Genomic DNA, 14639 nt, shown 5'->3' on the forward strand with positions numbered 1-14639 from the left:
TCCCGGGGCTGATACCCGTCGCGTACCGGCGCTTCCCGGTACGTACAACGCACCGTGGTCAGCGCATCACTCCTCGTCAAAGGTATGTCGGTGACGGGAGGGTTGGGCCCATGAACAGCACAGTCCGCTCTTCCGGGGTATCTTCCCGAATCCGCGAAACCCACGCCGGAATCGGTGAGTTCGCCATGCGTTTCACTTCCACGCGGCGCGGTGCCCGGCTGGCCCGCCGGCTGACGTCGAACCGTCTCGACGAGTGGGGGTATCCCTACGACACCGAGATCAACGAGTCCGTTACCGCCATCGTCGGCGAACTCGCCGCCAACGCCGTACGGCACGGCCACGTCCCGGGACGGGATTTCGCACTGCGTCTGACGGTGTCCAGGACGGGCGGCACTCTGCGCTTCCGCGTCGAGGTGTCCGACACCCGTGGCGAGAGCCGGCCCACGGTCGCCTCGGGCGCAGCAACCGGGGCGGGGGTGGAGCAGGGCGGTGGGCTCGTGGAGAGCGGTCGCGGGCTACTGATCGTCGGCTGTCTCGCGGCCGGATGGGGCGTGGTTCCGCGGCCGGGTGGCCCGGGGAAGACCGTGTGGGCGGAGTATGTCGTCGGGAGAGACGCGGCGAGGGACTGAGGAGGACGGCGGAAGTCGGCAGCCTCCGGCTGGAGTTGGGCGGAAAGGCGACAGAGCCGCTGCGCTATCGGCCTGGGCGGTCGTAATGCAGCGGCTCTGGGGGAGAGGCAGAGGCTCAGCCGAAGACGTCCTCGATGCTGCCCTTGACCTTTTCCTTGACGGCGTCGGTGGCTCCCTGGTGGCGGGTGGCGGCGCCGCCGGTGTGGGCGTCGGCCTGCTTCTGGGCTTGGTTCAGGCCGCGGTCGGTGAGGTCCTTCCGGGCGTGATCGATGTACGTCTTGGGATCGGTGAGTGACTCCGCGCCTTCCTTGATGCCCTTGACGTATTCACCGGCCTTCTCCTTGCCGATGTTGGCGGTTTCGTCCAGCTTGATGCCGTCGCGTTCGCCGAAGTGGGTCTCGATGCCTTGCTCGGCGACGTTCTGAGCCATCTCCTTGCCGGCTTCTTTGGCCTTCTCCTTGGCCGCGTCGACGACCTTTTCCTTGACGGTCTCCTTGACCGTTTCCTTGATCTGCTTCTTGGCGTAGTCCGTGACGACCTTGCGGGCCTCCTGGGAGACCGCCTTCTTCGCCAACTTCTTGATGGCGTCCATGGTGGCGTGTTCCATGGCCTTGGTCGCCGCCTGCATGACCTCGTGCTTGATCTTGTCAAGGATCTGACGGACGATCAGACGGGTCGCCTGAGTGGCGCCGGCCGCGGCGAGTTCGGACGTGCCGAAGGTGAAGGGGGCCGCAGCCTGCGCCGCGATGATTTCGGCGGCCAGCATGACGAGCTGGACGATGACCGCGATCTTGCCGGCGAGTACGGCGATGGCTGCCGCGTCAAAAGCGTCGGCGATGATCTCGGCGGCCATCGCGGCGTCGCGGAGATAGTGGTCCCCGGTGCTGCCGCCGGCGCCGCCGCCACCGTAAGCGCCCCACTCCTTGGTGAAGCCTTCGATGGCGTCACCGTTGTTGGCGGAGACGACCTGATTGGCCGCCAGAGAACCCTGCTCTTGGGCCTGGTTCACCGATTCGGCGAAATTGCGCCAGATCTGGGCGCATTCGTGGAGTTTGTCCTCGTCGGCGCCCGGCCAGTTGTAGCCGAGGAGGTTCAGCACCCAGCTGACCTCGCTTGGCAGTGTCAATGACACGGTGATCGTCCCCCGCGCGGTGGTAGTCGATTGCTGGTGATGGAGAGAGCGGAAGAGAAGGAAGCGGGGGTGTGTCAGATCTGCGGGCGGCCGACCGCGCTGATGGTGTGGATGCCCTGCTGGTCGGACTCGCTGTACGAACGGGCCATGGTCTCAAGCTTGTGACCGATGCCTTCGAGGCGCTCACCGAGGGAGTCCATCGACTTGAACATGCCGTCCCGGACGGGGACGTAGATCGTGTCGAAGAGATCGCCGAAGTCGCAGTCCTTCCAAGGGCTGTCCATGGACTTGAGGTCGTCCTGAAGCTTCTTCGACGCCTTGGAGAAATCGTTGCCGATGTGGACAAAGGTGTTTCCCTGCGTCCGAAGGACGTCCGGGTCTACGTCAAATTCCTGGCCGGCCATCATCGCCCCCGTCTTTCAGGTGCGCTCCGCACCTTGTTCGTCACGCCTAACGGTCTCACATTAGGCGATCCGTGTGCGGGCATGTCAAGGCGAGCGAACTGGCCGCCGCCGCGTGGGGCGAGGGGCGCTGGCGCTGGGATTTTGGCGAATTGGCCTGTCTAGGGCTTTGGTGAAAGCTCGTGGAATTGGCGCGTTTTGGGGTGATGGAGGTGGCGCGGCGTGGTTGATGCGTGAAGGCGGGGTGGACGGGGTGTGTGCCAGCGTCCGGTTATACGGTCCGGGATGGGCGGTGGTGGCGTCAACAGAGTTCGGCGTCAGAGTCGCGACAAGGGCTGTGTGCCGTCCCGGCATTCCGCCCATGGACATACCCGACGTGACCGGGAGCGATCAGCCGGATCGGCGTGATCGGACACTCTCGAAGGGCGGGGGTGGGAGTCGAACCGAGCCGACGTGACAGGGGAGTTGGGTGCTGGGTATCGGGCTGGCGGCTGTGTTGGCGGCGAACTGGTTGCTGTTGCACTGAGGGGCTGGAGTCGGAGTGTGGATGAGAATGAGAGAAATGCCCCTGAATACCCGTCCTGCGCAGAAGCGGAACTGTGGATCGTCGCGGTGGCGTCATCCTCTCCTGATACAAAGTTGAGAGCCGTGTGTCGAGATCCGAGGAGTTGCTGTGTGGTTCGGTAGGCGCCAGAAGGCGCAGAGGTTCGGAGTTCTGGTGCTTGCCGTGTCCTTCGCTCTGGCGGGATGCGGGACGGGAGTGAAGTCGACCGAGAGCATCCTGCCGCCGCGCGAGAGCATGCCGACGGAGCTGAGAACGGTGACTAGCAAGCCGTCCACCGCAGCTCTGGCCCGTAAGAAGTGCAGCTCCACCCCCGACATGCCCTCGGGCTGGTGCAAGAGCGCTGTGGCTCAGGGGCATGTCGTGTACGGGAGCGGCGACGAGAGCAAACGGGCTGTCTTCGATGTGGTCGCGTACGGCAGCGACAAGGCGGCCAGGGACGCCTTCCGGAAATGGACGCCCCCTTACCACCCGTCCAGACTTCGGAACTTGAACGCCGAGAAGTTCGGATCCGAGAGCGTGGCGTTCGTGGGTGTCGAGGGGGCGGCCCGGGGCGACCAGCAGGTCGTTGTCCACGAGGGGCACTACGTCGGCACGGTGCATTACCTCGGGAGCGGTAAGCAGGACGCCCTCGACGCCACCTTGAGCAAGCTGTCGAAGATGTTCGCCGACCGGATGAAGCAGGAGGGTTAGCTCCAGGGGTGCCTTGCGCGGCGCCGGCAGTTCCCGCCCCCCCCGGACAGTTGCCAGGACCACCAGTTGCCCGGGTCTTCCAGGGGCCAGGGGGTGAGGGCCGCGAGCCTTGGCGTCGCCGACGGCCGTGCCGGGGCCGGTGTGTTACTGCCAGCGGCGTTTGACGACCGCGGTGTTGGCGGCCCTGTCGTGCATGCACTGCCGGAACGGCTCGTTCCAGATGCAGGACAGTACGTTGATCAGGCCCAGGACCGGCACCATGCCGATGCCCAGATAGGCCAGCCAGCGTCCCAGGGCGTGACCGAAGCCGAGCTTGTTGCCAGTTTCGACGTGGACGACGCGCAGCCCGCAGATGGCTTTGCCGATGGTGCCGCCCATCGCCGTCGTCAGCGGTTCGAAGAAGAGGATGACGAGCAGTTCCCAGGCGATGAGGATGAGCGCCACAGGCGTCCCGCGGGAGTCCTCGCCCTTGAGGCTGTACAACCAGGCACTCGTCGCAATCCAGACACCCAGGGTCAGCGTGCTGGTGATCAGGGAGTCGATGAAGCGGGCGAGCAGGCGCATGCCGGGGACCGCGAGTGCCTGCGGGGGCGGGCCCTGCGGCCTGACCATCTGGGGCTGCAGGGGCTGCAGGGGCTGCAGGGGCTGCGGCGGGCCGTAGGGCGGCACTGGGGACTGCGGCGGGTACGGCTGAGACGGTGCGCCCTGCGGCGGGTACGGCTGAGACGGTGCGCCCTGCGGCTGACCGTAGTGCGGTTGCGCGGGACCGAAGCCGGGGACGGACGGGTCGGATGGCGGCGGCGACTGGAAGGTACTCACAGAAGGCGATCCAAGCCGATGCCCCGGCACCGCGACAACCTGGGATAGGTGAACAGGGCCGCGCCGACGACCGATTGTCCCGTTTCCGTGATTTCTGAGCGATGTCGGGCTGCCATCCGCAGTGCCCGGAGCGTTATTTCTTGAGAACGTCGACCGACGACTTCGGTGGAGCTTCTCAACGCAACGATCCGCCCTCCCCGAGCCGGACGCACCGGCCAGGCGAGAGCGGATCGTCTCCCCGATCCCGGCAGGGCGGTTCAGCGGTGGCCGCGGCCGCCGCCGCGGCGGGGGCCGGTGACGAGGTTGAGGCTCGGGCCGTCGCGCTCGGCGCGCTCGCGGTCCTCCTCCTCGTCCTGCTTCTTCTGCCACTCGGCGAACTTCGCGCGGGACTCCTCGCGCTCGGCCGCCGTCTGGTTCTCGGCCGCGTGCCGGATCTGGTTCATCCGGTCGCCCAGGGCGTCCATGTATCCGGGAGTTTCGATGGCTTCCTTCATGCCCATCCGGCCGGAGAGCACTTCCTGGGCCATCTCCTGGAGCTTGCCGCCCACCTTGGGGTTCTCCGCGAGCACCTTCAGTGCCTTGCGCAGGCGGGCCGCCTGCTCATGGTCGTGGGCGACGTCCATCAGGTCCTCGTCCTGGATCTGCCGCTCATTGCTCATGTCTGCCCCCTTGTACGTGGTGGCACAGCAACCGCGCGTGCTGCACCGGCGCCCTGAGTGTAATGAGGAGCGTGAACAGAGCGTCAAGGCGGGGCTGACGGTATTGCCGGAAATTCCCCGCGCGCCTTTCCCGCTTCGCGCCGAAGCCGCTCCGCCAGGGGTCTTCCGGATATTCGGGGAAAAGATGTCCGAGAAGTCCGGCTCAGTACCGAGGTGCGGTACAAGCTGGGTGACGGATGGCGTGCGCGAGCGAGTCGCCACCACCCGTCACCTCGCTACCGTGGCGGACCGGCGAAAGGGAGCGGACTCTGCGACGGCGCTGCCGCGTCCGCCTTCGCACGCTTCCTGGCGAGAACCCCTATCAGCACCGCGGAAACAACCATCAGCAGGCCGACCCCGGCCGTGGTGTAGCCGACGGCCAACTTCCCCGTCTGCATCGGGGGGTGGTGCTTCTTGGGGGTGCCGTCCGTCCCTATCGGGTACTCCTTGCCCGTGTACTTCGTTGGGACGGATTTGTCGGCGGGAGGGCTCGACGCGCCCTGCACCGCCGCAGCGGCATTGATCTGCCCGGCCCCGACGAGGGGGTTGCGCCCGCCTGCGGGGTGATGGGCCGTTGTGGTCAGCAGCGCACGTACCTGATTGGGCGTCAGTTTGCGATTGTGCGAGAACATCAGGGCCACGACGCCGGACGTGAGTGCCGCCGCCGGCGAGGTGCCGCTGACATTGGCGAAGCCGCCGGTGTTCTTCGCACTGGCGATGTCCACACCCGGAGCCGCGATGGCGTTGTACGACCGCACGGTGGAGAAGTCCGCGCGGTTGCCGTCCTGCTGGGTGGCGGCGACAGAGATCACTCCCGGATAACCGGCCGGGAATGAGGTGTCGTTGAACATGGCCCCGTCGTTGCCCGCGGAAGCGATGACCGGGATCCCCTTGTTTGCCGCGCGGGCCAGAGCGTTGACCTCGTCATTGTCGTAATTGCCGAACTGGTCACCGCCCAGCGACAACGAAATGACGTCGGCGCCGTGATCAACAGCGTAATCAATGCCCTCGGCGAGGGGGTTGTTCTGCCGAAACGGCGGGTGTTCTTTGTTCTCATCAAGTACCCGGACGGAAAGGATCTTCGCCTGTGGTGCGACCTTGAGTACATCGGAGGCCATCGCGGTGCCGTGCGCGCCCCGGTTGGGATTACCGGACTGGAGGCCGTCATGGAAGAAGTCGGGCCCTGTGGTCACTCTTCCTGCCAGCGCCGGGTGATCGGCCTCGACGCCACTGTCCAGGACCGCGACTGTGATGCCCTCACCCTGGGCGGTCTTCTGCGCCGCGGCGAGCCCGAGCGCCTGGTACTCCCAGCTGGCGGGTGTGGCGGCCGCCGCAGGCGCGGCCGCTGTGCCGCACAGCAGCAGGCTGAGGCCGGCCGCCGCAATGGCCGTGCCGGTGCGGGGGGATCGTGTAGGCGAGGTCATTTCTTGGTCTCCTCAAACAGCAGCTCACCCAGATGTGTCTCCAGGGCCCTGATCAGACTCTGGGCAGCTCCGGTCCATGGCCTGCGGTCCTGGTTCCCGTCGTATTTGCCCCACTGGCCCGGTAGGTGACCCGCCTTGCGGCCATCCACCGCACCGGTCGAGGCCGCGAAGGCGTAAGGGATGTAGAGAGTGTTCGAGAAGTCGCCGGCCGAGCCGTTGCGTTGTGCATCGCTCCAGTTGGCCGCGAGGGTACCCGGGACGGGATATGCCTGAACCAGGTCCTCCGAAGGGGCCTTGTCCTGGCGCTCGCCTGAAGAATCCGTGCATGGGCTCGGACTTGGTGTCCTTTGGGAACGCGATGAGAGTGACCGTCGCCAGGGTGTTGCCTGTCGGGTCCACGTAGGTGGCGCGCAAGACACCCTGGCAACCAAGCTTCTTCACCTCGGTGACCAGGGCGCTGTTCAGACCTTCGTCACACCCGGTCTTCTCTGATATGCCGAGACGGTGCCACTGGGCACGCTTGGGGTCGGTGCTGTCGGACCGGGCGTTCGACTTGGAACCCAAGGCTTCGGGAAACAGCTTGTCGATGGGCTCATTGCGCCACATCGTGGGGCCGAATCCGGTCGAGTTACTCATGGACTGGTTGTAATTTTGATAGGTGTGGACGGTCAACGCCCCGCCCGCCAGAAGCGCGAGCGCACCGACCGCTCCCAGAAACGCCATGAGGCAGGAACGCGCCGTCTTCTTTTGTGGGGGGGGGGAGTGATACCGGGAATTCCTGGGACATGTCCGGGAATTACCGGGGCAGCGGGCATCGCCGGCGCCCCCTGTGGGACTCAACCGCCCTGCGGGGCGTAGCCGTTCTGCGGTGCGTTGCCGGGAGGGCCGGGCGGTGCGGACGGTCCCTGCGCGGGGAAGGGGGACTGAGTCATGCCCTGTCCCTGCAACGAGGTGCCGTGGTGGGGCCATTGCTCATACGGGACGGCATTGCCAGGGCTTCCTGGCGGTTCTCGATGCGGCATAGTTCCCCTCTTAGGTCTGGGCGTCCAGCGTGCGGTCGAGGTGCGGCGAGCGCAGGACGACGGGGGAATGGCTCAGCCGTGGCGCACGCCCCCGCACGTGCGGAGAAACCTTATCTGGCCTTCATTTGGGGCGTGTGAGAGACCTCCTCTACCGACGTTCAAGCCAGCGGTCCGATGGCGGAATTCCGGTACGAATCGGACGGGAGGTAGGGCATGCCGCCTGTGATTGTGCGCCCTTTCATGGACAGACCGCCGAAAACCGTTGTGGCTTCGTGCGTCTGTGAAACTCGCCTCCAAGTGTGGAGGCTATGGCCGCAAGGGCGTTGAGGGCCGGGGCGAGAAAGGCGCAAGTTTCCCGGCGCTCTCGATCCTCGTCTGCCGGCTCTCCTTCCATGAGGGGGACGGGAATATCTTCCCGAGCTTCCTGTGGGGCGCCTGGCGGGGGTTCTGGGGTGCCGTCGCCAGGTTCTGCGCGCTCGGCAGGTGGTCGAATGCGGCGGACGAGAGGGTGATGCCGGCTACCGTTGGCAGGATCGTCCCGAGCCGGTCCCCCTGCTCAGGACCGTTGACCCGTAACTGCCGATTGCCTCGGGCTCAACCCGAAACCCGGAGTCTCCCATGCCAAGTACCCCGGAGTCCCCATGTCAGGTACCCTTCATGAGCGATTGTGGGCCTCACATCGCACGAAGGACTCGTTAAGACCGGGCGCCAGGGTGCGAGGCCCATCACACGCTCCGCACAAGCCGCCCCTCCCACGGGCGGTTGGGCGGCTGCACGGGGGAGGAACGGTGGGATACGGCCGTAACAACTGGCGCCAAGTGGCCGGTTTCGCCGCGGACTTCATCCCGGGCGGCGGCGCCGTGCTCGGCGCGGTCGACCTGGTGCGCGGCGTCAACGACAGCATCGGGCTGAGCCGGCTGAACTACGTCCAGGACGGCCACCCGTTGGTCGAACTCCCCTGGCAACCCCCGGGCCCGCCGCCGAACCCGCAGCGGGCCGAGGCCGTCGGACAGCAGGCGTGGAACATGCTGTTCGCCGACGAGACCCGCTACAACGCGCGCTCGCTGCTGGACCAGGTGGCCAACCTCCTGGTCCCGTTGCCGCCGACCGAGCTCGACATGGTGGTCCGCCGGTGGGGCCAGCAGGGCCTGGAGCGGTGGGACGACCTCACCCACGTCGAGGACGAGCACGGCGAACCGGCCTACGACTGGCGCCGACAGGCCGAACTGTTCAGCTGGCTGCTGCGCTCGGTGAGCCCGTACGCGGCGATGCTGGTCGGCACCTGGATGGTGTGCAGCCAACCCGAGTACGACCCGGGGTGCGCCTGCGCGGACCACGGCTGGGTTCTGCCGGAGGGACCGTTCGCGCAGGTCGACGGCGCCTATTTCACCCAGGACTGGAAGCGGGTCTCCGGCTCGACGGAGGCGATGTCCTGGCAGGACATGGACCAGGGACGGTTCGGCACCTGCTGGTTCCTCACCAGCATCCAAGGGGTGATCCAGGCCAACCCCCAGCACGCCGCCCGCCATCTCCGACTCGAGGCCAACGGCACGGTCACCTGCACGCTCTACGTCCAGGGTCGGCCGGTCGACATCACGATGGTGCCCGACCTGCCCTACGGCCACAACATGCTGTGGTGCGCCAAGGGACACACGGACGACGCCCGCTACGCGGAGACCTGGCCCGGCTACTACGAGAAGGCCGTCGCGAAGCTGCGCGGTGGCTACGAACAGGTCACCGGCGGCTTCGTGAACGACGCGTTCGGCCTGCTCACCGGCCGGGAGCCGCAGCCGCTCGACTACCACTCGCCCTGGCTCTGCCACGAGATCGCCGACCGGCGGGCGCGTGGCCATGCCATCGCCGTCGGCACCTGGGGCAGGGGGAACGACCGCGAAAAGCTGGCAGGCGGACGGCTGGCGACCAGCCACGCCTACTTCGTGAAGGACGTCGACGTGGCCGGCGGCCGGATCTGCCTCGGCAACCCCTGGGGCGACGGCGCCACACGCAAGATGTGGGAGTGCTGGCTCACCCTCGACGAGGTCCGGACCTACCTCAACAAGTGCTGGGCGATCGAGACGTGGTGACGCCGCGCCGCCGTCGACTCCCTGCCGGTCCGCTGTCGCTCCGCTCCGACTCCGGTGCCACGTGCCACCGGTCTTCGCCGTAGCATTCCCGCTCATGGATGCAGCGGGGCGCAGTGGTGAGGCGACGGTCGAGCAGGGGCCGGTCGAGGACGAACAGTCGGGACACGGCCGGACCGAGCACGACCAGGCCGAGCAGGACCGGGCCGACGACGGTCAGGCCGACGACGGTCAGGCCGACGACAGTCAGGCCGACGACCCGGCGGAGAGCGGCCGGATGGGGCTGACGCCTCGCCAGGCACGGCGGGTGCGGGTCGTGCTGGCCTCGGTGATGATGGCCGCGATGGCGGTGCTGCTCGTGGTACGACTGGCGACCCGCCACTCGGTCCTGGTGGTCGGGGTGTACGGGGCGGCACTCGTACTCTGCGGGATCGTCATCGAACTCGCCCGCAACGGGCGTACCCGGCTGGGCACTTGGCTGCTGGGCCTGGGACTCGCGGCGGCGATCGCCGCGGACTGGCTGCTGTTGCCCTGAGCGGCTCGGGCTGGGACCTGTCGTCACATTCCCGTCGTCGCCCGGAGGGCGGCATCACGACATCACAGCGTCTGGCACGTGCTCGCCTGCGAACCGGCACCCCAGTCGCGCACTCACGACCGCTGACGAACCGAGGTCAACGCTACGGAATGGGATCCTCGGGAGTCAGCGTGTGCGGGAAGGCATTCAGGAAGGCGTCGTCTCGGGGGATCAGGGCTGTCCCCCAGGAGCCGTCGGTGAAGCCGATCTGAAATTCCTTGCTGTCCTTGCGCCTGCGGCGCGTCCAAGCGATGGTGTCACGGCGGAAGGACGGTCCCATCTCGTAGGCGTCACCCAATTTCCCGCCGCCGCGGCGCTGTTGCCAGTAGACGAAGCGCACCTGGCTTTCAGTGAGCGCGACGGCTGTGGCCACGCCCCCGGAACACAGCGGTTGCAGGGCCGCCATCCACTGTCCTGCCAAGCCCTCCCAGGTCCCGAAGAAACGAGAGTTCTTCCGCTGCCTACCCGATCTCACTGCGGGGTCATTGCTGCTTGCATCCGGCTCCGGGAAGGCGTTGAAGACAATCTTGAAGATCAGTGGGACGAAGGAGAAGGCGCGTGCCCAGCCGTCGCCCGGCATGCTGTGCCCGACCAGTACCTCCGGCCGTGCGAACTTCGGTGCGTCACCGCCACCTTCGACGCTCTGGGTGATGTGAATGGCACGGAAAATCTCGGCGTGGCGTTCGTCGGCGGGAAGTACCGCTCGTATGCGTTCCGCTAGGTCATGTTGACTCATTCTGAGTACCTCTCAATTCACCCGAAAATCGAGCCCGTTGGGGCGGCGCCGGTGGAGCGGGTGCACGGGGACGTCACCTCGGCTGTGAGGCGGACGGCGGATGCGTCGACGGACAGCGTGAACGAATGACCCGCGCGATTTCCTGAGGCGTCGACTGCCCACGCCCGCAAGGTGCCTCCCGCCTCCGTCGTCTCCGATTCCCAACCACTGGCGGAGAACTCCGCCGACACCCGCGACAGCGCTCCGCGAAGCTCACTGGCCGGCACGAGATCGATGTGCCACACGTGCTTCGCGGAACACGGGGTGCGCAGGCTCTTGGCCCAGCAGTCCGCGCAGGTGATCGTGGCAACGGGGTCCTGGCCCCCCACGCGTCCGCGCAGGGCTATGGCGTCGAGCAGCCTACTGGAGTGCCAGTAGAGGGCCTTCTTGACGGCCTCGTCCGGCTCGGTCGAGGCCGATGCCGACGGTGCGCTCCGCATGGCGCGGTAGTCCGCAACCTCCTGGTCCGTGCCCCAGTCGACCGTGTTCAGGACTTCGCGGAAGAGTTCGGCGTGGAGATCCCAGTCTTCACCCGCCTGCGAGCTGAGTTCAAAGATCAGCATCTCCGTCGTGCCGGGCAGGGGGATGTAGGCCTGCATCTGCGACTGGGTAACCGGAAGTTCGCGGCCCGACGCCGACCATTCCGCGCTGATGACGTACGAGGACATCCCGACGCGGATGAGGGCGGGACCGCAGCTCAACTCCACGGATTCCCAGTCGTCGTCCGGGTACTTCCGTTCGAGGATCTCGCGTGTCTTGCGCAGAGCCTCGGACTCGTCCGCGCCGTCGTGCACCACCTGGCTGACGACTATGGTCGACAGGCTCGGCCGCCCCTCGACTTCGAGCGGGCAGAGTCCGGCGTAGATGACATTGGCCTCCACCATTGGTTCCAACTGCGCCGAAAGTCCCAGCGCGAAGCGGTACTGGTGATCCTGCGGATGATTCGGCAGGAGGTCTGTGACCAACTCGTACAGCTGCGTGGCTGCCACTTCGTCATCGATGGCATCGACGGGGAGCTCACGGACGAACGGCGGCATGATCCAGCCGATGCGCAGTTTGGTCGATTTCTGCTGATGGGGTGGCATCACCGTAGTCATGCTGTCGCTGGCGTCATCCGACATGTTCTGAGTCCCTTCGCTGCGCACGCGGCAGGGGTGTGCGTCGGGGTGGGTGCGCTCAGTGGCACTTCCGCTCTACCTCCGATTCGCGCAACCCGAATAGCCGCGTGAAAGTTGTCTACTGTCCCCGCGCTGCGCCGGGCCCCTACTCGTCTTCTCCACCGGAGAGTTGCTTCACGGCGCCATGGATGAACGACCCTGCCTTGATGGGCAATTGGATGCCGGCCTCCACTGCGCTCGGCACCTTTCCTTCGGGGAATTTGCCCTTCAGGAGCATGTTGATGCCCTTCTGGCTGAGGGGGGATCGCACACCATCGTAGATCTTTTGGCCGAGTTCCTCGCCCCGGGCCAACCCTTTCGCTCCGGCGGCCATCTTTCCCAGGAAGCTGGCGCCCTCGGCCGCGCCCACAGCTGTTTTGGCTCCGGCCACTGCCGACTTCGCGATGCCGCCGACTCCGGGAATGACCCCGAGTGCATCGAGACCGATCTTCCATCCCGGTGTGCCGTTCCCGCGGGCGTTGCCGATCCAGTGACCTGCCATGGCTCCGGCGGCGCAGACAGCGGAGGCACCCGCGAGTACGCCACCCGCCACCGTCCCCACGACCGGGACGAACTCGCAGGCGAGCGCTGCCGCTGCCAGACCCGAGGAGATGGTCGACAGCAGATCGGCGTGGTCCACCAGCCAGTCCGTGAATGCCCGGAAGCCGGACTTCAGGCCGTCGATGGCCTTGTTCCACCAGTGGATGTCCGGCGGGTGGTTCTCCGATGCCTTGAGGATCGCGCGTTCGGCCTCGCCGGCGCGGTCTTTCCACTGGGCATGGATGCGCTCGGCCTCGCGTATGAGGTGTTCCAGCTTGTCCTTGGAAGTGTTGGCCGCATCCTTGGCATCGCCCAGATTACTGATGAGTTGCTTGAACCCCGGGTCGTTGGCATCCACTGTCGCCAGGTTGAGCGAGTTGTACTGATCGGCCAGACCGTTGTAGTGGTCCTGGTCGGATTTCAGCTGCTTGCGGGCTGACGCCGCCTCCGCCTCGATCGTTCCGGCCTTGTCCTGGAATCCTTGCAGATGGTTGTGCCAGCCCCGTAGAGCCTTGGCGCAGTCGTGCATGGATTCGCTGCCCTGGCGCAGGTACTTGGGCAGTTCGCCGAGTTTCTTTGCGAAAGCCTGCGCTGCATCACCTTCCCATGCGCCGTCGTTCTGGCCGATCGACTTGAGCATGTGGTCGAGTTCATCCAGCTCGTCGCCCACGGACTTCACATCCGAAGCGAGTGCCTGGATCTGGCCCAGATCTCCCTTGGCCGGATTGAAACCGACGCCGGGCCAGGCCGAGTCGTCCTCGATGAACATGCTGCGCCAAGACATGCGTCTCCCCCTGTGGTTGATCTGTTCTCTGCTGCCGGGCGGGTCGGCGTCGAACTGTGTTGGTGGTTACTTCTTGCCCATCATCTTGGCGTTTTCTTCTTCGCCTGCCTTATAGGCGTCCAGCGTCAGCTTGAGCTTCTCGTGAATTTCATTTGAGGCTTTTGTGATCCGCTTGATGCCGTCGCCCCACTGGTCCTGGAACTCGTCACAGGCATCGTCGAGGCCGTCGGTGCCCAGAGTCTTCGGGCCCACTTTTTCGAGGCGGCGCTGTGCGTCCCGCATGCGATCGCCTGCCTCCGAGAGCTTGGACAGCATCTCCTGGATACGCCCGACATCGATTTTGAATTCCGTTGCCATAATGCGATTCCCCCTTCGCCCGGCTATTCGTCACGGTGATCCTGCCCGCAGTCGTGCGAAAACGAGTTTCGCGTCGGTGAAGCAGGGTGCGCCGACCGGCACGGCGATCGCGGTTCGGCGCATCTCGCCACCTTAACGCAGCTTTGTGGAAGAGAAGAAATTTGAATTCGACTCGAAACGTCGAGTGCGTCGTTGAGTGATGCGATGGCACGTATGGCAGAGGCGCTATATCAGCGGAGGGTGAGGTAATCTCGGGAATGTCCCGATATGGCGATGTCCTGCCGGGGCGCTTGCGGGGGGCTGGGGCATGAGTGCCGGTGTCCTCGGCCCTACGCGCCGTACAGCACAGCCTGCGCATGGATGAGGTTCGCATCCAGTGCTTCGGCGTCCGCGCGGTATCGGCCGTTCTGAAAGTCGAGGGCGATCTTCCTCGGCCCGCCGCCGGCCCGCATGCGCCAGCGGGCGCGGTGGGGCTTGCTCCACAGCGAACGGCTCGGGTGCAGGTCGCCGTTGAGGAGGTAGACCAACGCCATGAGGGCCCAGAACGGCGAGCATGCCCAATACGCCACCCAACCGCGGATGTTCCCCTTATAGGCAACCGCGCTGCACTGCCTGTCCGCGTCCTCGATGCGCCATGCCTGGCGGATTCCCAGTGGGGAACGCCCCTGGGTGATCCGACCGATGAACCGGCCGGATCCGTCATGTACCGCAAAAACGGTCTGGGAGGGAGCGGCATCGGCCTGGGGGGCGACGGTGCACAGGGTGTGGGCGGGCTCTGTCGCCGCCGTGAGGGCGAAGGCCGGCTCGTGGTCGTCGCTTCCGCTGCGGCCGTGGACTCGGGCCAGGGGTGACGCGGCAGCGAACCTCCCCGTTCCCGGTTGGAGGGCTCCCCATGCCGCACAGCCCGGCAGTGCCGTGAAGTGCTGCGCGGACTCGTCCTGCGAGAAGCAGAACTTTGTTTCGGTCATGCGGGAAACTCCCCCTGTTTCGG

Annotated in this window: 14 protein-coding genes; 4 read left to right on the plus strand and 10 right to left on the minus strand. The window is 66.2% G+C overall.

All coding sequences use genetic code 11. From position 1 onward, the window contains the following. Nucleotides 1–185: 185 nt before the first annotated feature. Nucleotides 186–629, plus strand: a complete 444-nt coding sequence (locus JNO44_RS30325; RefSeq protein WP_338058580.1) for an ATP-binding protein — start codon at nucleotides 186–188, stop codon at nucleotides 627–629. 115 nt (nucleotides 630–744) lie between these two features. On the opposite strand, the gene JNO44_RS30330 is transcribed toward JNO44_RS30325, so the two are convergent. Both JNO44_RS30330 and JNO44_RS43795 read right to left on the minus strand, forming a co-directional pair. After that, on the minus strand, nucleotides 745–1761 hold the full coding sequence (locus JNO44_RS30330; RefSeq protein WP_205366890.1) for a WXG100-like domain-containing protein: 1017 nt from the start codon (nucleotides 1759–1761) through the stop codon (nucleotides 745–747). A 74-nt stretch (nucleotides 1762–1835) separates the two neighbouring features. Continuing rightward, nucleotides 1836–2045 carry a hypothetical protein gene (locus JNO44_RS43795; protein ID WP_240167714.1) on the minus strand — a complete coding sequence of 70 codons (210 nt, stop codon included), beginning with the start codon at nucleotides 2043–2045 and terminating at the stop codon, nucleotides 1836–1838. A 790-nt stretch (nucleotides 2046–2835) separates the two neighbouring features. Here JNO44_RS43795 and JNO44_RS30340 point away from each other — a divergent pair. Then, nucleotides 2836–3417 (plus strand): hypothetical protein, encoded by a 582-nt coding sequence (locus tag JNO44_RS30340; RefSeq protein WP_205366892.1) that lies wholly within the window; start codon nucleotides 2836–2838, stop codon nucleotides 3415–3417. A 144-nt stretch (nucleotides 3418–3561) separates the two neighbouring features. On the opposite strand, the gene JNO44_RS30345 is transcribed toward JNO44_RS30340, so the two are convergent. The 3 genes from JNO44_RS30345 to JNO44_RS30355 all read right to left on the minus strand — a co-directional run bounded on the left by JNO44_RS30345 (nucleotide 3562) and on the right by JNO44_RS30355 (nucleotide 6358). After that, entirely contained in the window at nucleotides 3562–4029 is a 468-nt protein-coding gene (locus JNO44_RS30345; protein ID WP_235094525.1) for an RDD family protein, read from the minus strand. 464 nt (nucleotides 4030–4493) lie between these two features. Then, the gene (locus tag JNO44_RS30350; protein WP_205366893.1) at nucleotides 4494–4895 is read right to left on the minus strand and encodes a hypothetical protein; all 402 of its coding nucleotides are present in this window, start codon (nucleotides 4893–4895) and stop codon (nucleotides 4494–4496) included. Between the two features lie 275 nt (nucleotides 4896–5170). Next, nucleotides 5171–6358 (minus strand): S8 family peptidase, encoded by a 1188-nt coding sequence (locus JNO44_RS30355; RefSeq protein WP_205366894.1) that lies wholly within the window; start codon nucleotides 6356–6358, stop codon nucleotides 5171–5173. A gap of 1810 nt (nucleotides 6359–8168) precedes the next feature. Between JNO44_RS30355 and JNO44_RS30360 the strand changes: the two genes are divergently transcribed. Together JNO44_RS30360 and JNO44_RS45215 are read left to right on the plus strand one after the other, a co-directional pair. After that, nucleotides 8169–9464, plus strand: a complete 1296-nt coding sequence (locus tag JNO44_RS30360; RefSeq protein WP_235094527.1) for a C2 family cysteine protease — start codon at nucleotides 8169–8171, stop codon at nucleotides 9462–9464. A gap of 274 nt (nucleotides 9465–9738) precedes the next feature. Further along, nucleotides 9739–9996, plus strand: coding sequence for a hypothetical protein (locus JNO44_RS45215; protein ID WP_205370761.1), 258 nt, complete (start codon nucleotides 9739–9741; stop codon nucleotides 9994–9996). Nucleotides 9997–10138: 142 nt separating this feature from the next. On the opposite strand, the gene JNO44_RS30370 is transcribed toward JNO44_RS45215, so the two are convergent. From JNO44_RS30370 to JNO44_RS30390, 5 genes are all read right to left on the minus strand, one after another. After that, the gene (locus tag JNO44_RS30370; RefSeq protein ID WP_205366895.1) at nucleotides 10139–10771 is read right to left on the minus strand and encodes a hypothetical protein; all 633 of its coding nucleotides are present in this window, start codon (nucleotides 10769–10771) and stop codon (nucleotides 10139–10141) included. Between the two features lie 17 nt (nucleotides 10772–10788). Continuing rightward, nucleotides 10789–11931 (minus strand): hypothetical protein, encoded by a 1143-nt coding sequence (locus JNO44_RS30375; RefSeq protein ID WP_205366896.1) that lies wholly within the window; start codon nucleotides 11929–11931, stop codon nucleotides 10789–10791. Between the two features lie 142 nt (nucleotides 11932–12073). Continuing rightward, complete coding sequence (locus tag JNO44_RS30380) at nucleotides 12074–13276, minus strand: putative T7SS-secreted protein (RefSeq protein WP_205366897.1); 1203 nt, start codon at nucleotides 13274–13276, stop codon at nucleotides 12074–12076. Nucleotides 13277–13357: 81 nt separating this feature from the next. Further along, a complete protein-coding gene (locus JNO44_RS30385) occupies nucleotides 13358–13648 on the minus strand; it encodes a WXG100 family type VII secretion target (RefSeq protein ID WP_205366898.1) in 291 nt (96 codons plus the stop codon). A 329-nt stretch (nucleotides 13649–13977) separates the two neighbouring features. Next, nucleotides 13978–14616, minus strand: coding sequence for a hypothetical protein (locus tag JNO44_RS30390; RefSeq protein ID WP_205366899.1), 639 nt, complete (start codon nucleotides 14614–14616; stop codon nucleotides 13978–13980). Nucleotides 14617–14639 lie beyond the last annotated feature (23 nt).

It is taken from the genome of Streptomyces noursei (genome assembly GCF_016917755.1).
Taxonomy (GTDB): Bacteria; Actinomycetota; Actinomycetes; order Streptomycetales; family Streptomycetaceae; genus Streptomyces; species Streptomyces yunnanensis.

Coding starts and splice junctions, on each gene's coding strand:
- JNO44_RS30325 (WP_338058580.1), top strand. CDS start 186: ATGCGTTTCACTTCCACGCGGCGCGGTGCCCGGCTGGCCCGCCGGCTG.
- JNO44_RS43795 (WP_240167714.1), bottom strand. CDS start 2,045: ATGGACAGCCCTTGGAAGGACTGCGACTTCGGCGATCTCTTCGACACG.
- JNO44_RS30345 (WP_235094525.1), bottom strand. CDS start 4,029: ATGGTCAGGCCGCAGGGCCCGCCCCCGCAGGCACTCGCGGTCCCCGGC.
- JNO44_RS30350 (WP_205366893.1), bottom strand. CDS start 4,895: ATGAGCAATGAGCGGCAGATCCAGGACGAGGACCTGATGGACGTCGCC.
- JNO44_RS30355 (WP_205366894.1), bottom strand. CDS start 6,358: ATGACCTCGCCTACACGATCCCCCCGCACCGGCACGGCCATTGCGGCG.
- JNO44_RS45215 (WP_205370761.1), top strand. CDS start 9,739: ATGGGGCTGACGCCTCGCCAGGCACGGCGGGTGCGGGTCGTGCTGGCC.
- JNO44_RS30370 (WP_205366895.1), bottom strand. CDS start 10,771: ATGAGTCAACATGACCTAGCGGAACGCATACGAGCGGTACTTCCCGCC.
- JNO44_RS30375 (WP_205366896.1), bottom strand. CDS start 11,931: ATGTCGGATGACGCCAGCGACAGCATGACTACGGTGATGCCACCCCAT.
- JNO44_RS30380 (WP_205366897.1), bottom strand. CDS start 13,276: ATGTTCATCGAGGACGACTCGGCCTGGCCCGGCGTCGGTTTCAATCCG.
- JNO44_RS30385 (WP_205366898.1), bottom strand. CDS start 13,648: ATGGCAACGGAATTCAAAATCGATGTCGGGCGTATCCAGGAGATGCTG.
- JNO44_RS30390 (WP_205366899.1), bottom strand. CDS start 14,616: ATGACCGAAACAAAGTTCTGCTTCTCGCAGGACGAGTCCGCGCAGCAC.